Source organism: Streptomyces glaucescens, from assembly GCF_000761215.1.
GTDB classification, from domain to species: Bacteria; Actinomycetota; Actinomycetes; order Streptomycetales; family Streptomycetaceae; genus Streptomyces; species Streptomyces glaucescens_B.
In genome coordinates this window covers 3507119-3529047 of the sequence record NZ_CP009438.1, presented here as the reverse complement: position 1 = coordinate 3529047, position 21929 = coordinate 3507119, and the positions used below count along the sequence as shown (strand labels likewise).

23 protein-coding genes are annotated in these 21929 nt (G+C 75.1%); 11 read left to right on the top strand and 12 right to left on the bottom strand.

The features are described 5' to 3' along the window. Position 1 precedes the first annotated feature (1 nt). A complete protein-coding gene (locus tag SGLAU_RS15180; protein WP_043501925.1) occupies positions 2-385 on the top strand; it encodes a hypothetical protein in 384 nt (127 codons plus the stop codon). Then, positions 382-669 carry a DUF4031 domain-containing protein gene (locus SGLAU_RS15175; protein WP_043501923.1) on the top strand — a complete coding sequence of 96 codons (288 nt, stop codon included), beginning with the start codon at positions 382-384 and terminating at the stop codon, positions 667-669. The genes SGLAU_RS15180 and SGLAU_RS15175 overlap by 4 nt, the downstream gene beginning before the upstream one ends. Here the strand turns inward: SGLAU_RS15175 and SGLAU_RS15170 are convergent. Further along, complete coding sequence (locus SGLAU_RS15170; protein WP_052413767.1) at positions 651-1745, bottom strand: GNAT family N-acetyltransferase; 1095 nt, start codon at positions 1743-1745, stop codon at positions 651-653. The two genes, SGLAU_RS15175 and SGLAU_RS15170, sit on opposite strands and share 19 nt — an antisense overlap. A gap of 28 nt (positions 1746-1773) precedes the next feature. Further along, positions 1774-2418 carry an HD domain-containing protein gene (locus SGLAU_RS15165; protein ID WP_043501920.1) on the bottom strand — a complete coding sequence of 215 codons (645 nt, stop codon included), beginning with the start codon at positions 2416-2418 and terminating at the stop codon, positions 1774-1776. Positions 2419-2466: 48 nt separating this feature from the next. Between SGLAU_RS15165 and SGLAU_RS15160 the strand changes: the two genes are divergently transcribed. Then, a complete protein-coding gene (locus SGLAU_RS15160) occupies positions 2467-3144 on the top strand; it encodes a maleylpyruvate isomerase family mycothiol-dependent enzyme (protein ID WP_043501919.1) in 678 nt (225 codons plus the stop codon). An 86-nt stretch (positions 3145-3230) separates the two neighbouring features. After that, positions 3231-3923, top strand: coding sequence for a copper homeostasis protein CutC (locus SGLAU_RS15155; protein ID WP_043501917.1), 693 nt, complete (start codon positions 3231-3233; stop codon positions 3921-3923). Positions 3924-4284: 361 nt separating this feature from the next. On the opposite strand, the gene SGLAU_RS15150 is transcribed toward SGLAU_RS15155, so the two are convergent. After that, complete coding sequence (locus tag SGLAU_RS15150) at positions 4285-6249, bottom strand: HelD family protein (protein WP_244315339.1); 1965 nt, start codon at positions 6247-6249, stop codon at positions 4285-4287. A 423-nt stretch (positions 6250-6672) separates the two neighbouring features. Between SGLAU_RS15150 and SGLAU_RS15145 the strand changes: the two genes are divergently transcribed. After that, the gene (locus tag SGLAU_RS15145; RefSeq protein ID WP_043501914.1) at positions 6673-6861 is read left to right on the top strand and encodes a hypothetical protein; all 189 of its coding nucleotides are present in this window, start codon (positions 6673-6675) and stop codon (positions 6859-6861) included. 81 nt (positions 6862-6942) lie between these two features. After that, the gene (locus tag SGLAU_RS15140; RefSeq protein WP_052413766.1) at positions 6943-8085 is read left to right on the top strand and encodes a glycosyltransferase 87 family protein; all 1143 of its coding nucleotides are present in this window, start codon (positions 6943-6945) and stop codon (positions 8083-8085) included. On the opposite strand, the gene SGLAU_RS15135 is transcribed toward SGLAU_RS15140, so the two are convergent. Next, the gene (locus tag SGLAU_RS15135; RefSeq protein WP_043501912.1) at positions 8037-9680 is read right to left on the bottom strand and encodes a DNA repair helicase XPB; all 1644 of its coding nucleotides are present in this window, start codon (positions 9678-9680) and stop codon (positions 8037-8039) included. The two genes, SGLAU_RS15140 and SGLAU_RS15135, sit on opposite strands and share 49 nt — an antisense overlap. Before the next feature lie 163 nt (positions 9681-9843). Between SGLAU_RS15135 and istB the strand changes: the two genes are divergently transcribed. Further along, positions 9844-11109, top strand: coding sequence for an IS21-like element helper ATPase IstB (istB, locus tag SGLAU_RS15130; protein WP_244315215.1), 1266 nt, complete (start codon positions 9844-9846; stop codon positions 11107-11109). Here the strand turns inward: istB and SGLAU_RS15125 are convergent. The 3 genes from SGLAU_RS15125 to SGLAU_RS15120 form a co-directional block, all read right to left on the bottom strand. Then, a complete protein-coding gene (locus SGLAU_RS15125; protein WP_043501910.1) occupies positions 11078-11305 on the bottom strand; it encodes a hypothetical protein in 228 nt (75 codons plus the stop codon). The two genes, istB and SGLAU_RS15125, sit on opposite strands and share 32 nt — an antisense overlap. Before the next feature lie 92 nt (positions 11306-11397). Further along, positions 11398-11526, bottom strand: coding sequence for a hypothetical protein (locus SGLAU_RS36705; RefSeq protein ID WP_086171292.1), 129 nt, complete (start codon positions 11524-11526; stop codon positions 11398-11400). Between the two features lie 208 nt (positions 11527-11734). After that, positions 11735-14308, bottom strand: coding sequence for a helicase C-terminal domain-containing protein (locus tag SGLAU_RS15120; protein ID WP_043501908.1), 2574 nt, complete (start codon positions 14306-14308; stop codon positions 11735-11737). 298 nt (positions 14309-14606) lie between these two features. On the opposite strand from SGLAU_RS15120, the gene SGLAU_RS15115 reads away from it, so the two are divergent. Together SGLAU_RS15115 and SGLAU_RS15110 are read left to right on the top strand one after the other, a co-directional pair. Beyond that, on the top strand, positions 14607-15656 hold the full coding sequence (locus SGLAU_RS15115; RefSeq protein WP_043501907.1) for a hypothetical protein: 1050 nt from the start codon (positions 14607-14609) through the stop codon (positions 15654-15656). Positions 15657-15694: 38 nt separating this feature from the next. Further along, positions 15695-16345 carry an HAD family hydrolase gene (locus SGLAU_RS15110; protein ID WP_063838876.1) on the top strand — a complete coding sequence of 217 codons (651 nt, stop codon included), beginning with the start codon at positions 15695-15697 and terminating at the stop codon, positions 16343-16345. On the opposite strand, the gene SGLAU_RS15105 is transcribed toward SGLAU_RS15110, so the two are convergent. Next, complete coding sequence (locus SGLAU_RS15105) at positions 16309-16572, bottom strand: hypothetical protein (RefSeq protein WP_043501904.1); 264 nt, start codon at positions 16570-16572, stop codon at positions 16309-16311. The two genes, SGLAU_RS15110 and SGLAU_RS15105, sit on opposite strands and share 37 nt — an antisense overlap. Before the next feature lie 164 nt (positions 16573-16736). Between SGLAU_RS15105 and SGLAU_RS36700 the strand changes: the two genes are divergently transcribed. Next, positions 16737-17120, top strand: a complete 384-nt coding sequence (locus tag SGLAU_RS36700) for a cold-shock protein (RefSeq protein WP_043501902.1) — start codon at positions 16737-16739, stop codon at positions 17118-17120. Positions 17121-17127: 7 nt separating this feature from the next. Here the strand turns inward: SGLAU_RS36700 and SGLAU_RS15095 are convergent, their stop codons facing one another. The 4 genes from SGLAU_RS15095 to SGLAU_RS15080 form a co-directional block, all read right to left on the bottom strand. Beyond that, positions 17128-17985 (bottom strand): 1,4-dihydroxy-6-naphthoate synthase, encoded by an 858-nt coding sequence (locus SGLAU_RS15095; RefSeq protein ID WP_043501900.1) that lies wholly within the window; start codon positions 17983-17985, stop codon positions 17128-17130. Then, a complete protein-coding gene (locus SGLAU_RS15090; protein WP_078957728.1) occupies positions 17966-18679 on the bottom strand; it encodes a futalosine hydrolase in 714 nt (237 codons plus the stop codon). The genes SGLAU_RS15095 and SGLAU_RS15090 overlap by 20 nt, the downstream gene beginning before the upstream one ends. Next, on the bottom strand, positions 18649-19119 hold the full coding sequence (locus SGLAU_RS15085; RefSeq protein WP_063838875.1) for a hypothetical protein: 471 nt from the start codon (positions 19117-19119) through the stop codon (positions 18649-18651). The genes SGLAU_RS15090 and SGLAU_RS15085 overlap by 31 nt, the downstream gene beginning before the upstream one ends. A gap of 62 nt (positions 19120-19181) precedes the next feature. After that, positions 19182-20606, bottom strand: coding sequence for an MFS transporter (locus SGLAU_RS15080; RefSeq protein WP_043501896.1), 1425 nt, complete (start codon positions 20604-20606; stop codon positions 19182-19184). A 307-nt stretch (positions 20607-20913) separates the two neighbouring features. On the opposite strand from SGLAU_RS15080, the gene SGLAU_RS15075 reads away from it, so the two are divergent. Next, positions 20914-21840, top strand: coding sequence for a DUF3027 domain-containing protein (locus SGLAU_RS15075; protein ID WP_043501894.1), 927 nt, complete (start codon positions 20914-20916; stop codon positions 21838-21840). Positions 21841-21929: the final 89 nt, after the last annotated feature.

Sequence of the window (21929 nt, the reverse complement as noted above, 5' to 3'; positions counted from 1 at the left end):
CATGGACCCCATCAGCCCCTTGGAGCAGGCACTGCACGCCGCGCGTGCCCTCGTGCTGGCCGATCTCGTCGCGGGCGAGGTCGCCGAGGCGGACGTCGTCTCGCTGGTCGAGGACTCCGTCGCGCAGCGGCGCTGGTGGGTGGAGCAGTGGCCGGACGGCGCCGACTTTGTCGCCGGGCTGGTCGCCCAGGACGTGCAGGACGCGCTGCTCGACCGGTACGGCCGCTGGCCGCTGTGCCCGGTGTGCGGCTCGGGCGACCCGCACGCGCTGGACGTCGAGCCGGAACTGGGACCCGACCCGCACTGGGTGTGCCACCAGGCGGGCGTGAAGGTGGCGTCGATCGGCTCCCTGGCATCGGCCCTGGGCGGGACGACCTCGTCGTGACGGTGTACATCGACCCGCCTGCCTGGCCGGGCCACGGCCGCCTGTGGTCGCACCTGGTCAGCGATGTCTCGTACGACGAACTCCACGCCTTCGCCGCCGCGCTGGGCGTGCCCCGCCGCGCCTTCGAACGCGACCACTACGACGTCCCGGCGCACCGCTACGCCGACGCGGTGCGGGCCGGGGCGGTGGAGGTCACCAGCCGCGAGGTGGTGCGCCTGCTGCACGGCGCCGGCCTGCGCCGCCGCAAGCGGCACTCCCCGGCGGGTCAGTCCCGCAGCTCGTAGGCGAACAGCTCGCCCTCCGCCTCCTCCGCCTCCACCCGCCGGAAACCGGCCCGGGTCACCACCCGTTGGGACGGTACGTTCGCCCGCTCGACGGTGGCGAACAGCGACCGTACGTCCGTCCTGGTCAGCGCCCACCCGGAGAGCGCGCGCAGCGCCTCGGTGGCGTAGCCGCGGCCGCGCGCCGAGGCGGCCAGGTCGTAGCCGATCTCGGTACGGCCCTCCTCGTCGGGCGCGGTGTGGAAGCCCATGCCGCCGACCGCGCGGTCGTCCTCCCGCCGCACCAGCACGAACAGCCCGAACTCCGGCCGGTGCACGCCCGTCTCGTACGCCTTCCAGGTCATCGCGGCGGCCTCCCGCGTGCCCTCGTACGGCCCGCCCTCGACCCAGTCGAATCCGCCGTCGCCGCCGGCGGCGAGGTCGGCCGCGGCGGCCGGGGTGACGCCCTCCAGGGTCAGTCGTCCGGCGGGCAGCACGAGGTTGTTGCTCCACCGCCAGTCGGTGACCGGTTCGCGGCCGGGCAGGTTGCCGCGCCCGGTGGCCCACAGCAGGGTCGGCCAGGGGGCGGGACCGGGCCGGACCTGCGGGAAGATCCGCATGAGTGCGAACTCGGCGAGTTCTGCGGGCGGTTCGTACTCCAGCCCGAGACCCGTCGCGATGTCGTACGTGTGCAGCAGTGTCTCCGTGACGCCCATCGCGGCGAAGCCCTCGCGGTTCGCGCTGCGGAAGGGGAACGGGTGGAAGGCGCGGGCCCGCGGCGGGGTGCAGCGCACGGCCAGGGCGAGCAGGGTGCCGGTCGTCTCCAGCACGTCGACCAGGCCGGCCGGGTCCGTGCCGTCCTCCAGGGCGAGGCTGAAGGGCGCGTACGCGTCCAGGTGCCGTCCCCGGCCCGCCAGTTGGCCGGCGTACGCGATCAGCGCGTTCGCCAGGTGCCCGGCCGTGCGGCGGCAGTCCCACTCCAGGCCGCCCGCCCGGGTGCCGTCCCAGTCGGCGTCCGCCGCCGTCCGCAGCAGCCGTGCCGCGTCCGCCACCGCCCGTTCGACGGCCTCGGCCGCCCGCTGCCCGCACACGTCAGTCATGTCCGGCAGGCTAGGCGAGCCGCCGCGCTCAGGACGACAGCATTTCCAGCTCGGCCGTGAGGTTGTAGCGGGCGGTCCTCTCCCAGTGCTCCGCCCCGTACGGGGTGCGGAACAGCCGGGGCAGGGCCAGCAGCTCGCGCAGGACCGCGGCGCGGCCCGCGCGGAAGGCGTCGGCGGGGACGAAGCCGTACTCCTCGCGCACGGCGGCGGTGTAGGCGGCGTACCCGGACGGCGGCGAGGCGAGGACCGCCAGGTCGGCGTCGCACAGCACGTGCCCGTTGCGGTCGTCGCCGTCGGGCGCGTGCCCGGCGGTGAGCCGCACCAGCCGGGCCACCTCGGCGGTCCTGTCGTCCGGCAGCCCCGCCTCGGCCAGCGCCCGCTCGGCGAGCCGCGCGGACCGCTCCTCGTTCTCCGACCGCTCCGGCAGGTACACGGCGTCGTGGAACCAGGCGGCCAGCCGCACCAGGTCCGGGTCGTCCGCGTACCGGGCCAGCGTGTCGATGTGGTCGAGGACCGCGGTGAGATGGGTGAGCGTGTGGTAGCGCCGCTGCGGCTCCTGCCAGCGGGCCAGCAGCCGTTCGGCGTACGGCGACGGGTCCGGACCGTCCGCCGGATGCCGGGCCCGCTGGAGCGAACGGGCGAAGCGGGCACGCAGCTCGTCGAGATCGACCATGCGGGCATTGTCCCGCGGGACGGCGCCCCGGCGCCTAGCGTTGGCCCCATGACCACTACGACGGACGTACACGAGGAACGGGACCCCGAGCTGCCCGGACGGCTGCTGACGATCGAGCGGGACGCGCTGGTCCCGCTGCTGCGGAGCCGGCCGGACGAGGACTTCGCGCGGCCGACCGAGGCGTGCCCGGGATGGACGGTGCGGGACGTGCTGGCGCACTGCTCGGCCGCGCTGATGCGGGTGGTGGAGCACCGGTTCGAGCCGGGCGTGTTCTCGCCCGAGTCCAACGACCGGGACATCGCCGAGCGCGCCGGCTGGACCAACGCGCAGGTCGTGGACGAGCTGGAGCGCGGGATGACCGAGGCCGGGCCGGTGATCGCGAAGGCCGGCGGGGTGCTGGACATGGTCGCGCTGGGGGAGTGGGTGCACGCGGGCGACGTCCGGGAGGTGCTCGGCGAGCCCGGGGCGTACGCCGGTGCCGGACTGCCGCACGCCCTCGGCCTGCTCGCCCGGCTCACCCGGGAGCGCGGGCACGTGCCGCTCCACGCCGACCTGGACGACGCCGACGAGCCGCTGCTGCTCGGCGAGGTGAGCGGCACCCGGCCGCCGGCCCGCTTCATCGGGAGCGGCCCGGTCCTCGTGCGGCTCTACGCGGGCCGCTCGACGGCGGGGCAGGACTTCGAGCTGGCGGGCGTGGAGCCGGGCGAACTCTGCATCTTCGGGTGAGGGCGGCCCCGTACAGGCGTAGTCTTTGATTGGACTAGACCTATAGAGCCGTAGTGCGGCTGACGAACGCCGACGAATGGGGTGTCATGAGCAAGCGTGCAGTCCTGGAGGTGATCGCCCTCGACGTCGAGGACGCCGTCGCCGCCCAGGCCGGAGGCGCGGACCGCCTCGAAGTGATCACCGACATCGCCGCCGACGGGCTCACCCCGCCGGCCGGCACCGTCACCGCGATCCACGCCGCCGTCGACATCCCGATGCGGGTGATGCTGCGGCTCACCGACGGGTTCGAGGCCGGCGACCTCGACCGGCTCGCCGGCCTCGCCCACGAGCTGCGCGGCGCCGGGGCCGACCAGTTCGTGCTCGGCTTCCTCGACCCGCACGGCGAGGTCGACGTGTACGCCGTCGAGCGGATCGCCGCCGCGCTCGACGGCTGCCCGTGGACCTTCCACCGGGCCATCGACCACGCCGCCGACCGCGACGCCCTGCGCAAGCAGCTCGACGGCATGCCCGGCCTCGACACCTACCTCACCGCCGGTGCGGCGACCGGTGTCGACGACGGGCTGCCCACCCTGCTCGCCGAGGCGGCGCGGCGCGGCGAACCCGGCTACGAGCAGCGGATCCTCGTCGGCGGCGGCCTCCGCCTCGACCACCTCCCCCGGCTCCTCGCCGCCGGCCTCGACGCCTTCCACATCGGCGGCGCGGCCCGCCCCCGCGGCTGGGACGGACCGGTCTGCCCGGCGGCGGTCGCCCGGTGGCGCGAGGTCCTGGACGCGGGCTGAACGGGGGCCCGCCGGAGCGGCGGCCCTGCCACGGCACGGTGCCGGCACCCGGCACGCGCCGGCCACCGGGGTCCGCGCTCGACGGGGGGGCCGTGTGTCGCGGGCTGCCGTTGCTGGGTGGGTGCGGGCCGGTGAACCGTAGGTGCCGTCCGCCCGGTGGCTCCGGGCGTTCGGCGGGCGGGGGCCGTGTGTCGCGGGCTGCCGTTGCTGGGCGGGTGCGGGCCGGTGAACCGTAGGTGCCGTCCGTCCGGTGGCGCCGTCGGTCCGTCCGCCGGGGTGGCTGCCGGCCCGCGGAGCCCCCGGGGCGACGGGCGTTCCGCCGCCGCGGGAACGCCGGCGCCGGGCGCCCGCGGTGCCGCGGCTATCCGAGCTGCGGCGGCAGCGGGGCCGTGTGCGTCACGATCAGCCCCGACACCGCTCGGGTGAGGGCCACGTACAGGCGGCGCAGGCCGGTGCGTTCGTCGGGCTCGCCGTCGACGACCGCCCGGGGCTCGTCCAGCACCACGTGGTCGTACTCCAGTCCCTTGGCGAGGGACGCCGGGACCAGCGTCAGCCGGGTCCGCGCGGTGGTCTCCTCGCCGGGGGCCAGGTACGGGATGCCGGCCTCCGTGAGGGCCGCCGCCAGGGCGGGGACGCGGGCGTCCGCGGCGATCAGGCCGATCGAGCCCTCGCGGCGCAGCGACTCCTCGCAGGCCGCCACCACGTCCGGCGTGCCGCCGACGGGCCGCACCTCGAAGTGGCCCGGGTTCTCGCGGATCGAGGCGACGGGGGTGAGGCCCGGCGCGATGTGCGGGAGCAGCCGGGAGGCGTACGCGATCACGTCCGTCGGCACGCGGAAACCCGCCGTCAGCTCCTCGACCACCGCGTCCGTCTTGCCCAGGTGCGCCAGCGCCTCCTCCCAGCTGCGGGTGGCCCACGGGGTGGTGCCCTGCGCCAGGTCGCCGAGCACGGTCGCGCTGCCGGTGGTGCAGCGGCGCCCCACCGCCCGGTACTGCATCGGCGACAGGTCCTGCGCCTCGTCCAGCACCACGTGCCCCAGTGAGTGCGTGCGCTCCACCAGGTCCGCCGCCTCGTCGATCAGCACCGCGTCCGCCGCCGACCACTTGGCCGACTTCACGCTGCGGACCGGCTTCGCCCACAGGATCGTCTTCTGCTCGTCCGCGGAGAGGATCCCGTCCGCGTGGACGGCGAGGAAGTCCGCGTCCGTCAGCAGCCGCAGCACCAGCTTCGCCGGGTCCACCGCCGGCCAGATCGCCTTCACCGCCGCCTTGACCGCGCCGTTGCGGGCGACCGCGTCCTGCACCCGGTCGTCCGGGGCCTCGCCCGCCCGCTCCATCTGCACCAGCACGGCGTGCGCGATCCGCTGCGGAAGGGCCTCGCGGGCGGCGCCGTAGCGGATGTCGCGGTCCAGCAACTCGCGGACGATGTCCTGCAGTTCGTACGCCGGGACCCGCCAGCGCCGGGAGCCGCGCACCACCACGACCGGCTCGGCGGGCATCGTCACGTGGGAGTACACGGCCCGGCGCAGCACCCGCGCCATCCGCGCGTCGCCCTTCACCACCGCGGCGGCCGCGTCGTCCGCGCCGCGCACCTCGACGTGCGCCACGAGGTCGTCCACGGTCGCCTGACGCACGGTCAGCTCGCCGAGCGCCGGGAGTACCTGCTCGATGTAGTGCAGGAAGGACTTGTTGGGGCCGATGACGAGCGTGCCCGTGCGGGCCAGCCGCTCACGGTGGGCGTAGAGCAGGTAGGCGACCCGGTGCAGGCCGACGGCGGTCTTCCCGGTGCCCGGACCGCCCTGCACGCACACGGTGCCGCCGAGCCCCGAGCGGACGATCTCGTCCTGCTCCGGCTGGATGGTGGCGACGATGTCCCGCATCGGGCCGACGCGCGGCTTCTCGATCTCCCGCTGGAGCAGCCTGCTGGTCCGGGCCGCCTCCGCCGGGTCCGACAGGTGCTCGTCCTCGTACGCGGTCAGCTCGCCGCCCGTGTACCCGAAGCGGCGGCGCAGCCCGACGTCCATCGGGTCCTTCTTCGAGGCCCGGTAGAACGGCTGCGAGACCGGCGCCCGCCAGTCGATCACCATCGGGTCGCCGTCCGCGTCGTGCACGTGCCGCCGCCCGATGTAGAAGCGCTCCCCTTCCGCGCCCTCGGCCCGGTCGGCGCCCGGCGCGTGCAGGTAGTCGAGGCGGCCGAAGAACAGCGGGGTGTCGCTGAGGTCGGCGAGCGCCTTGATCCGTTCGTCGATCTGGCGCTGCAGGACCTGCGCGTTCACCCAGTTCGCGGTGACGTCGCGGATGTCCAGCGCCGCCACGTCCTCACGCATGGCGCGCAGCGCGGCGCGGGAGGCGGCGAGGTGGGCGCGCTCCCGGGAGAGCGGATCGGCGGGGGCTGGGGTGGCCGCGGGGGCCGCGGGGCCGGCGGTGGACAAGGGGGTGCCTCCGGAAGGACCTGCGTGGGCGGGTGGCTGCGGGATGCCGACCGGTTTCCGTCCGGGCGGCGGCACTCCGTGGGGAGGCGGGCAAGAGCGGAGATTTTAGGCGAGCGGTGCGGGTGCGGGCCAGCCGTTTTTCCGGGGGCCGCCCCGTGAGCGCCCCGCCGCCCCCGGTGCCAGCGCCCCCGCCGCGCCCCCGGAAGGCAGCGCACCGCGCTTCCCCCGCACGGCGTACGGGCACCCCCCGCCCCCCTAGGGGACGAAGCAGACCAGAGACCGATGCGGACCTTATGTCCGGGAATCCACCATGGAGACATGAGTGCAGCAGCCATCACCCCCCTACCGGCCCCCGCCCGGCCCCCGTCCGGCGCGACCGCCGTCACCGGCAGCCACCGGCACCGGCTGGGCGACGCGCTCCGCGCCGTGCGGGTCTTCGCGGGCGCCGCCTTCGACGTGATCATCCTCGGTGAGTACGGCGAGGAGGCGGGAGTCCGCCGCCCGTGACGGTCCCGGGGGCACCCCGTCGACCGCGCCGGGCTCCCGGCGTCCGGCCCGGCGGGCCGCACACCCCCTAGGGTCACCGGCGTGACCTGCCAAGCACGCAGCGCGACTTCCTGGCTCCTCCTCGTGGTCTCCCTCACGGCGTTCGCCGTGCTGTGCGTGGCCCAGCGCATCCCCATGGCCGACGCGCTGGTCTACCAGGCGGAGGGCGAGGCGGTCCTCGGCGGCCGTGACCTGTACGGGTTCACGGTCACCGAGTGGCATCTCCCGGCCACCTACCCGCCCTTCGCCGCCCTTCTGCTCACCCCCACGGCCTGGCTCCCCCCGGCCGCCCTGAAAGCGGTCTTCCTCGCGGGCAACACCGCGCTGCTCGCCTGGCTCGTGCGCCTCTCCGCCCGCCTGGCGGACCTGCCCGCGCGCGTGCCGGCGCTGTGCGCGGCGACGGCCCTCGCGCTGTGGCTGGAGCCCGTCTTCCAGACCCTCCTCTTCGGGCAGGTCAACCTCGCCCTGGCGTGCCTGGTCCTGTGGGACCTCACCCGGCCGGACGGCGCCCGCGGCAAGGGTGTGGCGGTGGGGATCGCGGCCGGGATCAAACTGACGCCGGCCGTCTTCGTCCCGTACCTGCTGCTGACCGGCCGCCGCCGCGAGGCCGCGGCCGCGACGGCGGCGCTCGCCGCGACGGTCCTGCTCGGCGCCCTGCTCCTGCCCGCGGCGAGCGCCGGCTACTGGCTGCGCCACCTCTGGGAGACCGGCCGGGTGGGCAAGCCGTGGATCGTCGACAACCAGTCCCTCCAGGGGCTGGTGGCCCGGCTGCTGGGCGATCCGGCCCCGGGCCCGGCGTGGTGGCTCCCGGCGCTGCTGACGGCGGCGGCCGGCCTCCTGCTGGCGGCCCGCGCGGGCGGCGACCGCCACGGCGTCCCGCTGACCGCGCTCACCGCGCTCCTGGTCTCCCCGATCAGCTGGTCCCACCACTGGGTGTGGTGCGTCCCGCTGATCGCGGTGCTCCTGGCGGACGGCCGCCCCCGCCTCGCGGCGGCGACCGCGCTCGTCTTCACCGCGCGCACCCTGTGGCTGGTCCCGCACGAGGGGTCCTCGGACCTGCGCCTGGCGTGGTGGCAGCAGCCGCTGGCGTCGCCGTACCCGCTGGTGGCGGTGGCGCTGCTGGTGCTGCTGCGGCCTCAGCTCCCCGCGAGCAGCTCGTCCGCGTCCATGATCCGGTACGCGTAGCCCTGTTCGGCGAGGAAACGCTGCCGGTGGGCGGCGAAGTCCTGGTCGATGGTGTCGCGGGCGACCACGGAGTAGAAGTGCGCCTGGTGGCCGTCCGACTTGGGCCGCAGCACGCGGCCGAGGCGCTGGGCCTCCTCCTGCCGGGAGCCGAAGGTGCCGGAGACCTGGATGGCGACGGTGGCCTCGGGCAGGTCGATGGAGAAGTTGGCGACCTTGGACACCACCAGGACGCTGATCTCGCCCTGCCGGAACGCGTCGAACAGCTTCTCGCGCTGGGCGTTGGTCGTCTCGCCCTTGATCACGGGTGCGCCGAGGTGTTCGCCGAGTTCGTCGAGCTGGTCGATGTACTGGCCGATGACGAGGATCTGCTGTCCGGCGAAGCGCCGCACGATCGCCTCGGTGACCTTCCGCTTGGTCGCGGTCGTGGCGCAGAACCGGTACTTCTCCTCCGCCTCGGCCGTCGCGTACGCCAGCCGCTCGGAGTCGGTCAGGTTCACCCGCACCTCGACGCAGTCCGCGGGCGCGATGTACCCCTGCGCCTCGATCTCCTTCCACGGCGCGTCGAACCGCTTCGGCCCGATGAGGGAGAACACGTCGGACTCGCGGCCATCCTCGCGGACCAGCGTCGCGGTCAGCCCGAGCCGCCGCCGCGCCTGGAGGTCGGCGGTGAACTTGAAGACGGGCGCCGGCAGCAGGTGCACCTCGTCGTAGACGATCAGGCCCCAGTCCCGGGAGTCGAACAGCTCCAGGTGCGGGTAGACACCCTTCCGCCGGGTCGTCAGCACCTGGTAGGTGGCGATGGTGACCGGCCGGATCTCCTTGCGCGTCCCGCTGTACTCGCCGATCTCGTCCTCGGTCAGCGAGGTCCGCTTCACCAGCTCGTGCTTCCACTGCCGCGCGGAGACGGTGTTGGTGACGAGGATCAGCGTCGTCGACCGGGCCTGGGCCATCGCCCCGGCGCCGACCAGCGTCTTCCCGGCACCGCACGGCAGGACGACGACACCGGACCCGCCGTGCCAGAAGTTCTCGACCGCCTGCTTCTGGTACGGCCGCAGCGCCCAGCCGTCCTCGGCCAGGTCGATCGGGTGCGCCTCGCCGTCCACGTACCCGGCGAGGTCCTCGGCCGGCCAGCCCAGCTTCAGCAGCGTCTGCTTGATCTGCCCGCGCTCCGAGGGGTGCACCACGACGGTGTCCGGGTCGATGCGCTCGCCCACCAGCGGGGCGATCCGCTTGGAACGCAGCACCTCCTCCAGCACCGGCCGGTCGGTGGCGGTCAGCACCAGCCCGTGCGCGGGGTGCTTGACCAGCGACAGCCGCCCGTACCGGTCCATGGTCTCGGCGATGTCGACGAGCAGGGCGTGCGGCACCGGGTAGCGGCTGTACTCGACCAGCGCGTCCACCACCTGCTCGGCGTCGTGCCCGGCGGCCCGCGCGTTCCACAGCCCGAGCGGCGTCACCCGGTAGGTGTGGATGTGCTCGGGCGCCCGCTCCAGCTCCGCGAACGGCGCGATGGCCCGACGGCAGTCGTCGGCCCGCTCGTGGTCGACCTCGAGCAGCAGAGTCTTGTCCGACTGGACGATCAGAGGTCCGTTCACGTGCGTCCATCCTTCCGCGCGGCCAAACGTCCAGTGTGCCTGATCCACGGCGGGACGGCGGGCCCTGCCGCCGGCCGTTCCTACAGGATGTCTATTCAGTCCTGCGGGTGGCGGCATGCGGCCGTACGGCCGGAGGCTGCGAAGAATGGCGGATGTGCAGACCATGACGCGTACACCCCCTCCGCCCACCGCCACGCTCGGGTACGCCCTGTTCGCCACCCGCTGGCTCCAGGCCCCGCTCTACTTCGGCCTGGTCGTCGTGCAGGGCGTCTACGTCTACAAGTTCTTCAACGAGCTGTGGACGCTGATCGTGCGGTGCGTGAGCGGCCGGGCCGACGAGACGTATGTGATGCTCGCGGTGCTGAAGCTGGTCGACGTGGTGATGATCGCCAACCTGCTGATCATGGTGATCGTGGGCGGCTACGAGACGTTCGTCTCCCGCATCGACCTCCAGGGCCACCGCGACCAGCCGGAATGGCTCTCGCACGTCAACCCGAACGTGCTGAAGGTCAAGCTCGCCACCGCCATCGTGGGCATCTCCTCGGTGCACCTGCTCCAGATGTTCGTGGACGTGCACCACACGGAACGCCACGACCTGCTGTGGGGCACGGTGATCCACATGGCGTTCATCCTGTCGGCCGCGATCCTCGCGTACATGTCGGGACCGATGGCCGCGCGCTCCGAACACGCCCACGCCCCCCGGGAGCACGCCCCGGCCGGCCGGCACCCCCACCACGACGGCGGCCCCGGCCCGGCGGGCGGAGCCGCACCCGGCGTGCGGCCGGCCACCGCTCCCCTCCCCCTCCCCGCCCAGGCCGGTCCGCCCGCGCGCGAGTCGCACGCCGAGGACCGGATCCGGGACGCCGCCTTCCCCGCCCGCAAGCAGCTCGAGGACTTCGACACCGGGTACCCGCGCGTCTTCGACCGGGACGCGGTGGCCCGGCTCGGCAAGCTCGACTTCCTCGCCGCCCGCCGCAACGTGCTGTTCACCGGCGCCCCCGGCACCGGCAAGACCCACCTCGCGATCGCGCTCGGGCTGCGCGCCTGCCAGGCCGGGCACCGGGTGCTGTTCGCGACCGCAGCCGAATGGGTGGACCGGCTGGCCGGCGCCGAGGCCGCGGGGCGGCTCGCGGAGAAACTGGCCGGGCTCGACGACGTTCCCCTCCTCATCGTCGACGAGGTCGGTTACGTCCCCTTCGACGCGGACGCCGCGCGCCTGCTGTTCCGCCTGGTCGCCCACCGCTACGAGCGCGGCTCGCTGATCGTGACCAGCGACCGCCCGCTGGAGCGCTGGCACGAGGTCCTCGACGGCCCGTCCCTCCCGGCGATGGTGGACCGTCTCGCCCACCACGCGGAGACCGTACGGCTCGAAGGGGACAGCTACCGCCGGCGCCCGGTCACCTCAGCGTGGGCAGAGCGATCGTGTTGATCAGCGGTCCCTCGATGGTCACCCCCTCCGTGACCAGCGGTTCGGCTCCGGCGAACGGCAACGGCAGCGGCGCCGCCGCGGACGCCCGCGGGGCCAGGGCGCCGACCAGCGCGGCGGCCGAGACCAGCGCGGTGACGGAGACCGCGACGGCGGCGGCGCGGGTGCGGCGCAGGGGGACGGGGGGTTCGCAGCGCATGGGACGTCAGGCCTTTCGCACGGGACGGGGGAGAGGTCGGGGGCCGGTCCCGGGGGGGCTGAACGGGACCGGCCCGGGCCGCGGGCGCCGGATCAGACCTGCGGCGTCTCGAGGACCAGTCCGGCGACGTCGATGCTGATCGCGGCGGCCTGGGTGGTGAGAGCGCCGAACATCAGGACGGCGGCGGAGAGAACGGCGGCCGCACGACGGGCTGCGCGCATGGGGACTTCCTTTCGGCTGTGCCGCCCGGGCCGCCGCCTGGCGGCCCGGGCTCGTGCGTGATCAGGACAACCGGTGGCTGCCCGGCTCCCGGCGCCGGAATGCGGCGGGCCCGGCAAGCTCCCTCATGGGTGGGAAAAGCCCGGCGTGGCGTGCATGAACGCCCGCGTACACCCGTGCGGGTGAGCGGGCCCCGCGCGGGCGGCGCCCTCAGCCCTCCTCGTCCGCCAGCTCCGCCACACCCGTGATGCGGTGCAGCGCGAAGGTGCGGACCTCGTCCGCGGTGTGGTCGTACGCCGTCACGAAGCCGCCCTCCACCCGCACCGGGGCGATCACCCGCCGGCTCGCCGCCCCCTCCGCGTTCACATAGCCGATCCACAGCGACTGCCCGGTGAGGACGGCGGCCTGCACGGTGGCCAGGGTCTCGGCGGGGCCGGTGCGCGGCGGCTCGCCGCCCGCGGGCGGCGCCCCGGCGCCCGAGCTGCCGGTGGCACCCGGCTCGCGGGGGGCGGTCGCGGCGAGGTCGCCCGCCTTGATCGCCCGGATCGCGGCGGCGAGCAGTGTCGCGTCGGGCACCGGCGGGCCGTCCGGCACCGGCTCGGGCGCGGTGCGCGGCGGGGTGCGGTGGGCGTGCGCGCGGGTGATCAGCACGTCGCCCTCGGCGGACTCGGCGGCCGGGGCGAAGCCCATGCCGCGCAGCCCCTCCAGCAGCGTGGCGGGGTCGGCCTGGGCGGCCAGCACGGTCGGCGCCAGCCGGCGCAGCCGCAGCCCCGCGGCCCGCTTGTCGGCGAGGATCTCGTCGAGCAGCGCGTCGTCGTCGCAGCGGACGTACGCGGAGGCGGCGCCCACCCGCAGGTGGCCGTGCCTGCGGGCGACGTCGTCGATCAGGTAGGCGAGCGGCTGCGGCACCGGGGTGCGGGAGTGCTCGGCGAGGAACGCGTGCAGGTCGGAGGCGCTGCGGCCGGCGTCCAGGGCGCGGCGTACGGAGGCGGGGGTGAAGCGGTAGACGGTCGCGCCGCCCTTCGACTCGACCTCGGCGAGCACCCCCAGCGTCTCGGCCAGCGGCCGGTGCAGCGGGCCGGGCGCCACGGCCGTGAGGTCGGCCTGGAGCAGGACGTGGTCCAGCGGTTCGGGCAGCAGCGGGGCGAGCAGCCGGGTGGCGGCGGCGGTGGCCACGGCCTGTTCGGCGGGGGAGAGCGGTGCGGCCGGTGCGGGGTGGCGGTGGTGGTGCACGGGGAGCTTGTCCCCGGGGCCCTCCGGCTCCGGCGCGGGCGTACGCTCCGGCGCGTGCGCGGGTGCGGGCGCCCCCAGCAGGGCCCGCCCGTGCGCGGACAGCGCCCCCCGTCCCGTCACACCGAGCAGCTCGGCCTCCGTCAGCGTCCACCGCGCGAGCCGCGCCCGCAGGTCCTCCTCGGTTTCCCGGCCGCCCCGCGAGGGCCGCTCCCAGCGCAGGCGGGCGAGCACCGACTCGGCGTCGGGCGCCGCGCCCTCGGGCAGGGCGGCGAGCAGGCCGAGCACCCGGTGCCGCACCTCGGGCGCGGCCGAGCGGTCGAGGCCGGGGCCGAGCGCGGACAGGGTGCGGTCCTTGGCGTCCCGCCCGCCGACGAGCCCCGGCGTGCGGGTGGCGGCCAGCCACGCCTCGGCGAGCCGGCCCCAGCGTTCGGCGGGGGGCCGCTCCAGCCACTCGTCGTAGGCCGGGGTGGCGGCGTACCGCTCGTCGGCCTCCCCGTCGGAGGCGATCAGCCCGGCGGCGTAGGCCAGTTCCACCCAGAAGGCGGCGACCGGCTCGGGGACGTCGAGGGCGACGGCGGTGCGCTTCAGGTCGCGCACGCTCAGTCCGCCGGCCCGCAGCACCGCGGGACCGCCCTCGTCCCACTCCTTCAGCAGTTCCTCCACGGTGGCCAGCGCGGTCAGCGCCTGTCCGGCGGCCGTCGCGTCCACAACCTGTGGACGGTGCGCGGCCGCCAGCTCCACGGCCGGCGGCACCGGCTCGGGCGCCCGGTGCGCGCGCCCGGCGCGCAGATGGAGGGCCACCTCCCGCGGCAGCACCACCGTGCCGGGCGCGGTCGGCAGCAGCAGCCCCCGGTCCAGCAGCCACCGCAGCCGGGGCGCCGGTTCCGCGGTGACCTGCCCGTACGGCGGCCCCCACACCAGTCGCTCCAGCACCTGGAGCGACTCCCGCGGCGCGTCGGCGAGCAGCGCGCGCATTCGGGCGCGGTCGGAGAACAGCGCGGTCAGCGAGGCCACCGCGGAGACCGCGTCGTGCGTGGACGGCAGACCCGCCTCCGCCACGATCTCCTGGATCCGGCCCGGCGACATCCCGGCGGTCGCCTCCTGCACCGTGGGTCCCAGCCCCGTCGGGGACGGGTGCTGCGGGGACGGCGCGAGCAGTTCCCGCGCGGTGCGCACCAGCCGCAGCCGGTCGTCGCCGCCCCACACCAGCGCCTGCTCGCGCAGCACGCCCACCGCGCGCGGCAGCGCCGCCGCCACGGCCGGATCGCCGTCGTCGCCCGCCAGCAGGCCGAGCAGCTGCGCGTACGACGCCGGGTCCGGGGCCACGGCCAGCGCCTGCGCGGTCTGCAGCGCGAACCGGTCCAGCCGCTCCAGGGCACGCACCACCGAGGCCCGGGTGCCCGCCCGGGTGGCCAGCTGGGTCAGGTCCGTGGGCACGGGCGTGATGAGGTCGGGGCGGCTGCGCAGGAGCGCGGCAAGGGAGTCGTCGTCCCGGGCGCGGAGCGCTTCCGCGAGGGACCGGGGGGCCGCGGGCTTCTCCTCGGTGCTCATCCGGTCCACGGTAGCGGGTGCGGGGGCACGGCCCCAGGTGTGCGCGGGCCCCGGCGCCGGCGCGGTGCGGACCCGCCCCGTCCCGGCCGGCGAACGGAACGCCGCCCTGGTGCCCCCGCCCGGCCGGCCCCGGCACCGCCCGCGTCCCGCCACCCGCCGGCCGCGCCCGGTGGCGGGCAAGTCCGCTCCGTGCGGACGAAGCTGACGGGCCGTCGCCCGGCCTCCCCTGCGCTAACGTCGTCACCCGGGGAATCCGGCGTACAGCGGAGAACGGCACACCCGCCCCGGAGGGGACAGCGTGGGCATCGAGAGCGACAAGGTCGTCTACGAATATCTCAGCCGCGTCGGCGACGTGGCGCAGCAGCGGCAGCTGCCCTCCGCCGCCCGGATGCGGCTGGTCAGCCAGTTGCGGGACGAGATCGACCGGCGGCGGGCGAAGGCGCCGGTGGACAGCCCCGCCGCCGTCCGCCGCATCATCGACCGCCTGGGCAGCCCCGACGACGTGGTCACGGCCGCGGGCGACAGCGGGGCGCCGGCCGCTCCCGAGCCGCCCCGGGCCGCGGTGCCCGCCCAGCGGGACGAGAAACCCGGGAAGGCCGCCGCCCGGGAGCGCCGCCCGAAGGACCCCCAGGAGGGCCCCGCCGAGCAGACCCGCGGCCTGCCGAAGGGCCTGCGCCGGATCGTGCCCCGCCCCCGCCCCGCCGAACCGGGGCGCCCGGCCGACGACGCCCCGTCCCCGCCCCACCTCGCGAGCCTCGACGAACTCGGGCACTCCGCCGGCCGGCCGGACTGGTGGCGGGTGGACGGCACCCCGTTCGGCGCGGGGGAGGCGGTGCCGGGATTCGTCGGCGGCGTGGAGATCCCGGAACTGCTGAAGCCGCCGCCGGCGGACGGCCCCGCATCCGGGAAGCGGCCGGCGCCGGCCGGGACCGGCGCCGGGGAGACGGCCGAGGAGACGGCCGAGGCGACCGCGGAGGAGACCCCCCGGCGCCGTCTGCTGCCGGTGACCAGGCAGTGGAACAACCCGCTCCTGCTGCTCGCCGCCGCCCTCCTGGTCGCCGGCGCGGCCCTCGGCCACCTCCTCGTCCTCGCCCTGGGCTGGCTCATCGTCTACCTGTCACGCCGCCTCACCCAGGCCGAGGTCAAGTGGGCGGTGATGGTCCTGCCCGCGCTGGCCGTCGCGGGCGGCTTCACCTGGCTGTGGGGCCGCACGGAGGGCCGCTGGGGGGAGCCGATCCCGGAGGGCGGGATGGGCGCGGCGGTCGGCGAGACCTGGCCCTGGGTCCTGCGGGGCGCGGCCCTCGCCTCGGCGGCCTTCCTGGTCTGGCGCTCCCAGCGACAGCGCTAACCGGTCACTCCACTCGCCGTCCCGGCACAATGACCCCCATGGCCTCTCCCACCGCGCGTCCCGCCCCCACCGTCGGCTTCGACCTCGACATGACCCTGATCGACTCGCGTCCCGGCATCCGCGCCTGCTACCGGGCGCTCGCCGAGCGCACGGGCACGTTCATCGACGCCGACCTCGCGGTGACCCGCCTGGGCCCGCCGCTGGCCGAGGAGCTGGCGAACTGGTTCCCGGCGGCGGACGTCCCGGCCATGGCGGACCTCTACCGGTCGATGTATCCGGCGTACGCCATCACCCCCACCCCCGCCCTCCCCGGTGCCCGTGAGGCGATCGCGGCGGTCCGGGCGGCCGGCGGTCGCGCGCTGGTCGTCACCGCGAAGTACGAGCCGAACGCCAAGCTGCACCTGGAGCACCTGGGCATCGAGCCGGACGCGGTGGTCGGCGACCTGTGGGCGGAGGCCAAGGGGGTGGCGCTGCGCGAGCACGCCGCGGGTGTCTACGTCGGCGACCACCTGGGCGACATCCGGGCGGCCCGGGCCGCCGGCGCGCTGTCGGTGACGGTGGCGACCGGACCGTTCGGCCCGGACGAGCTGCGCGCGGCGGGCACGGACGTGGTGCTGACGGACCTGACCGCGTTCCCGGAATGGCTCGCCGGTCACCTCGCCGGGGAGCCGGAGCCCTCCCGCGCCTGACGGCGCCCGGCGGCGACGGATCGCAGCACCCCCGCCGCGGCGATCAGAAATCCGACGCCCATGAGCATGCTCAGTGCGAACATGTACGTCGGAAACGGCGTCGTGCCGAGGAACAACGGGGCCACCGTGACCAGCGTGGCCACGGCACCGAGGAAGAACACGACGGCTCCGGCACGGACCAGCCGGTCACCGGGCGCGGCGGGATTCGAGAGGGTTTTGTCACGCACCGCACCAGGGTAGTTCCCAGCGCGAGGGAACAGCCGGGCGACGTCTTGTCAGCGGCCCCGGGACCATTAGCCTTGGTACCGGCGGGTCAGTGACGACCCGCTCTAGTGCTGTCAAGAGCCGTTTCCGAAGCAGTTTTCCGACGAGTACGAGGACGAGGACAGACGTGCCTACCGGCAAGGTCAAGTGGTTCAACAGCGAGAAGGGCTTCGGCTTTCTCTCCCGCGACGACGGCGGTGACGTCTTCGTCCATTCCTCGGTTCTCCCCAACGGAGTGGAGACGCTCAAGCCGGGCCAGCGCGTGGAATTCGGCGTCGTCGCCGGGCAGCGCGGCGACCAGGCCCTTTCCGTGACCCTGCTGGAGCCGACCCCGTCGGTGGCCGCCGCGCAGCGCAAGAAGCCGGACGAGCTGGCGTCGATCGTCCAGGACCTGACGACCCTGCTGGAGAACATCACGCCGATGCTGGAGAAGGGCCGCTATCCGGACCGGGCCTCCGGCAAGAAGATCGCCGGCCTGCTCCGCGCGGTCGCCGACCAGCTCGACGTATAGGGGACGGTCAGGGGAAATCCAGCGCGTCGGGGCCGAGGGGCGGGAGCAGTCCCTCGGCCGCCGCGCGCGTGAGCAGCCCGCGGACCGCGGCGTAGCCGTCCTCGCCGAGACCGGCGGTGAACTCGTTGACGTACAGCCCGATGTGCTGGTCGGCGACGGCCGGGTCCATCTCCTGGGCGTGTTCCATGACGTAGGGCCGGGAGACCTCGGGGTCGTCCCACGCGGCCCGCACGGACGTGCGGATCGCGTCGGCGAGCCCCCGCAGCGTCCCGGCGCCCAGCGACCGCTTGGCGATGATCGCGCCCAGCGGGATCGGCAGCCCCGTGGTGTCCTCCCAGTGCTCGCCCATGTCGGCGAGCCGGTGCAGCCCGTAGTTCCGGTACGTGAACCGGGCCTCGTGGATGACGAGCCCCGCGTCCACCTTCCCGTCCCGCACGGCGGGCATGATCTCGTGGAACGGCATCACCACGATCCGTCCCACCCCGCCGGGCACGGTGTCCGCCGCCCACAGCCGGAACAGCAGGTAGGCCGTCGACCTCTCGCTGGGCACGGCGACGGTACGGCCGGTCAGGTCGGTGCCCGGCTCCCGGGTCAGGACCAGGGGCCCGCAGCCCCGCCCCAGCGCGCCGCCGCACGGCAGCAGGGCGTACTCGTCGAGCACGTACGGCAGGACGGCGTACGACACCTTCAGCACGTCGAACTCGCCGCGCTCGGCCATGCCGTTGGTGACGTCGATGTCGGCGAACGTCACGTCCAGCGCGGGGGCGCCGGGCACGCGGCCGTGCGCCAGGGCGTCGAAGACGAAGGTGTCGTTCGGGCAGGGCGAGTACGCGATCCGCAGCTTCTCACCGGTCGTGTCGGTCATGTGACGTCCAGCCTTCCAGTACGGGTGCGAGCTTCCCGAAGCCGTCCGCCAGCGCGTCCAGCGCCTCGCCGATCCGCCAGGCGGCGCGGTCGCGCGGGCCCACCGGATTGGACACGGCCCGCAGCTCCAGCACGGGCACCCCGTGCGCGGCGGCGGCCTCGGCGACCCCGAAGCCCTCCATGGCCTCGGCGAGCGCCCGCGGGTGGCGCGCCCGCAGCGCGGCGGCGCGGGCGGCGGTACCGGTGACCGTGGAGACGGTCAGGACCGTGCCGGGGCGGGCTCCGGTGGCCGCGGCGGCGTCCCGGACGAGCGCCGCGGGGCAGCGGTGGGTGATCGTGCCGAAGCCCAGCTCGGTGACCGGCAGGAAGCCGTCGGCGGTCTCGGCGCCGAGGTCGGCCGCGGTGATCTCGTCGGCGACGACCAGCGAGCCGACGGGCGCCCCGGGGGCGAAGCCGCCGCCGATGCCGGCGGAGACCACCAGGGTGAAGGGGCGGCCGTCACGGGCCGCCCCGGTGAGGGCGGTCGCCACACAGGCGGCGGCGCGGGCGGGACCCACACCCACCGCGACGACCTGCCCGGTGGTCCCGGGGAACGTCCGGGCCACCGCGTCCCGCTCGGCGGGGACCGCGGTGGCGACCAGGACGCGGGGTACGGCGGACGTGGTCAGGAGTCCTTCTTCAGCTTGAAGTTCCACAGACCGGTGGCCTCGGTCTCGCCCTCCCGGATGGAGACGAGCGTCGAGTCGCCCTGCGCGCCGTACTGGGCGTTGAAGAACACGCTGCCCGGAATCGTCCGGTACGTCTTCTTGCTGGAGTCGGTCAGCGGCTGACCGTTCATCAGGATCGTCCAGCCCTCGTCCGCGATCTCCGGGTCGACACCGAAACGCACGGTCTCGTCGGGATCGACGGTGATGGACTTGATGTCCTTCTCCTTGAGGCACTTGGCCAGGTCCTGCGCCTTGAGGACCTTGCCCTCCTCGTAGCAGGTCGCCTCGGCGTTGACCGAGTCCGAACCGACCGTGAGCGTCGAGACCGGCGTCGGCTTGTCGCAGGCCGACAGGACAAGCAGTCCGGCGGAAACGGCGCCGGCGACGGCGACGGCGCGGCGGCGTCGCACAGATTGCAGCGTGGTCATGGCCGAAGGCTATCTGGCGCACCCGGAACCCCGCCCGGGTGGGGTCCGAGCCGTGGCGTGGGTTACGCCACTCGCGCGCGCGTCCGGCCGCCCTTCCGGGCCGAGCCGAGCAGTCCCCGCACGGTCGTCAGCCAGCCCGCGGCCAGCACCGCGGCGGCCACCGCGAGGCCCAGCGTGCCGTTCAGCGGCATCACGATGCCCACCGCCCCGCCCAGCACCCAGGCCATCTGGAGCAGCGTCTCCGAGCGGGCGAACGCCGACGTGCGCACCTGCTCCGGCACGTCCCGCTGGATCAGCGCGTCCAGGCTCAGCTTGGCCAGCGCCTGCGAGAACCCGGCGACCGCGGACAGACAGGCCACCAGAAACGCCCCGAAGAAGACCGTCGCGGCGACCGCCACACCCACGTCCACCGCGACCACCGTGACGATGATGATCTCCGGCGCGCGGGCCTTCAGCGCCGACCCCACCGCCGTGCCGCAGGCGTTCCCGACGCCCGCGGCCACCGCCACGATGCCCAGCGACACGGCGGCGCTCTGCCCGGTCAGCGGGTGCTCGCGCATCAGGAAGGCCAGGAAGAAGATGAGGAAACCGGCCAGCCAGCGGGTGGTGGCGTTCACCACGAGGGCGTGGGTGACCGCGATGCCGACCGTCCTGAGCGTGGGGCGCTTGACCGGCTTGCGGTGCGGGCCGTGCAGATGCTCCGCGTCCGCCGCGAGCAGCGCGGTGTCCTCGCCCTTGGCGGAGTCGACCTTCGGCGGCAGCGAGAAGGACAGCGCCGTCCCGGCGAGGAAGATCACACAGGCGCCGAACAGCGGCCAGCGCGGGCCGAGCGCCTGGAGCCCGGCCCCCACCGGGGCCGCCGCGGCCGTGGCCAGCAGCCCGCCGAGCGTCACCCGGGAATTCGCCTTCACCAGCGAGAAGCCCGGTGGCAGCAGCCGGGGCACGACGGCGCTGCGCACCACGCCGTACGCCTTCGAGGCGACCAGCACCCCGAGCGCCGCCGGATACAGCTGGAGGCTGCCGGAGATCACCGCCCCGGACAGCACCAGGGCGAGCAGCGCCCGGGCGAGCATCGCGGACGCCATGGCCGCCCGGCGGCCGTGCGGGATCCGGTCGAGCAGCGGCCCGATCACCGGCGCGAGCAGGGTGAACGGCGCCATCGTGATCGCCAGGTACAGGGCGACCCGCCCGCGCGCCTCATCGGTCGGCACCGAGAAGAACACGGTGGACGCGAGCGCCACGGTGATCATGACGTCGCCGGCGCCGTTGACCGCGTGCAGCTCGATCAGCTTGCCCAGCCCCGACTCGCCCGCGCCGTGCGCGTGCGTCGCCTTCCGGATGCCGCGCGCGGTCCCGGTCACCGGCAGGTGCAGGGCACGCCCGACCGCGCGGAGCGGTCCGCCCGTCCGGCCCGTTCCGCTGCGTCGGCTGCTCCCCTTGGCCCCGCCGGTCCCGGCCGGCCCCTCGGGCGTGCTCGCGACTGCCACCCCGTCATAGTGCCCTGAGAAGGGCCGGAGTAATGGGGGTACGGCACGGAAGACGACGAACTCGGCCGGGCCGGGACGGGCGGCGGTGTAGGCCAAGTGCACGGGAACAGGTAGCGTGCGTAGCGCGCCGTGGCGAACGTTCTCGGCCGCGCGCCTCACCGGCATCCCGCAGAATGGATGACGTAGGTGTGCCCGAGAGCGTGAGGACACGGACGTCGACGCGGCCCCCAGGTCCGCTCCGTCCGCCGCCCCCACCGCCTCAAGGCAAGGCGCACCCGTAAGACGGCGTAGGAGAGAAGCGATACCTGTGAGCGCAGCGACAACGCGAAGCCGCACCCCCGACCGCCTGTGCGCCGAGGCAGTCGACCTCGCCCGCGCCGCCGCCGAGGAGGCCGCCGCGCCCGGCGTGGTCGGCGAGCACGTGGGGCTGGTCTCCGAGGGTGACCGCGTTGTCACGCACTTCTTCGAGTGCAAGGAACTCGGCTACCGCGGCTGGCGCTGGGCCGTCACGGTCGCCCGCGCCTCCCGCGCCAAGATCGTCACGGTCGACGAGGCCGTCCTCCTCCCCGGCCCCGACGCCGTCCTCGCTCCCGAATGGGTGCCCTGGAGCGAACGCCTGCGCCCCGGCGACATGGGCCCCGGCGACCTCCTGCCCACCGACGCCGACGACCTGCGCCTGGAGCCCGGCTACACCGGCGGGGACGAGCCGCCGCCGAACTCCCTGGTTGCCGCGGACATGGCAGAGCTGGTCGAGGCCGAGGACGTGGAGGTGACGGCCGGCACGCCCGCCCACCTCCCCCAGACACCCGTCCGCGGCACCATCGCCGCGGTCGCCGAGGAACTCGGCCTGCGCCGCGCCCGCGTCCTGTCCCGCTACGGCCTGCACACCGCCGCCGACCGCTGGGAGGAGGCGTTCGGCCCGAAGACCCCGATGGCCCAGGCGGCCCCCGCCGCCTGCGTCAGCTGCGGATTCCTGCTCCGCATCGGCGGCTCCCTCGGCCAGGCCTTCGGCGTCTGCGCGAACGAGTTCTCCCCGGCGGACGGCCGCGTGGTCTCCCTGGCCTACGGCTGCGGCGGCCACTCCGAGGCCGCGATCATGCCGAAGACCCCGCGCCCGGCCCCGCCGGTCATCGACGAGACCCGGGTCGACCCCTTCCCCCTCCGCCCGGCCCGCGACTCCGGCTCGGTCCCGGACACGACGGACGAGGAAACGGCGGAACTGGGTCACTCGTAAGGTCACTCGTAAGAAGGGATCGAGAGCCGGGGGTGCCCGCTGGGGCGGGGGCCACCTTAGGGCGGGGCCGCCTGGGGCGGCCCCGACGG

What these genes read in the sequence shown, in the direction of transcription:
- SGLAU_RS15180 (WP_043501925.1), top strand. Translation starts at nt 2, where the DNA reads ATGGACCCCATCAGCCCCTTGGAGCAGGCACTGCACGCCGCGCGTGCC.
- SGLAU_RS15170 (WP_052413767.1), bottom strand. Translation starts at nt 1,745, where the DNA reads ATGACTGACGTGTGCGGGCAGCGGGCGGCCGAGGCCGTCGAACGGGCG.
- SGLAU_RS15165 (WP_043501920.1), bottom strand. Translation starts at nt 2,418, where the DNA reads ATGGTCGATCTCGACGAGCTGCGTGCCCGCTTCGCCCGTTCGCTCCAG.
- SGLAU_RS15160 (WP_043501919.1), top strand. Translation starts at nt 2,467, where the DNA reads ATGACCACTACGACGGACGTACACGAGGAACGGGACCCCGAGCTGCCC.
- SGLAU_RS15155 (WP_043501917.1), top strand. Translation starts at nt 3,231, where the DNA reads ATGAGCAAGCGTGCAGTCCTGGAGGTGATCGCCCTCGACGTCGAGGAC.
- SGLAU_RS15150 (WP_244315339.1), bottom strand. Translation starts at nt 6,249, where the DNA reads ATGCGTGAGGACGTGGCGGCGCTGGACATCCGCGACGTCACCGCGAAC.
- SGLAU_RS15145 (WP_043501914.1), top strand. Translation starts at nt 6,673, where the DNA reads ATGAGTGCAGCAGCCATCACCCCCCTACCGGCCCCCGCCCGGCCCCCG.
- istB (WP_244315215.1), top strand. Translation starts at nt 9,844, where the DNA reads ATGACGCGTACACCCCCTCCGCCCACCGCCACGCTCGGGTACGCCCTG.
- SGLAU_RS15125 (WP_043501910.1), bottom strand. Translation starts at nt 11,305, where the DNA reads ATGCGCTGCGAACCCCCCGTCCCCCTGCGCCGCACCCGCGCCGCCGCC.
- SGLAU_RS36705 (WP_086171292.1), bottom strand. Translation starts at nt 11,526, where the DNA reads ATGCGCGCAGCCCGTCGTGCGGCCGCCGTTCTCTCCGCCGCCGTCCTG.
- SGLAU_RS15120 (WP_043501908.1), bottom strand. Translation starts at nt 14,308, where the DNA reads ATGAGCACCGAGGAGAAGCCCGCGGCCCCCCGGTCCCTCGCGGAAGCG.
- SGLAU_RS15110 (WP_063838876.1), top strand. Translation starts at nt 15,695, where the DNA reads ATGGCCTCTCCCACCGCGCGTCCCGCCCCCACCGTCGGCTTCGACCTC.
- SGLAU_RS15095 (WP_043501900.1), bottom strand. Translation starts at nt 17,985, where the DNA reads ATGACCGACACGACCGGTGAGAAGCTGCGGATCGCGTACTCGCCCTGC.
- SGLAU_RS15085 (WP_063838875.1), bottom strand. Translation starts at nt 19,119, where the DNA reads ATGACCACGCTGCAATCTGTGCGACGCCGCCGCGCCGTCGCCGTCGCC.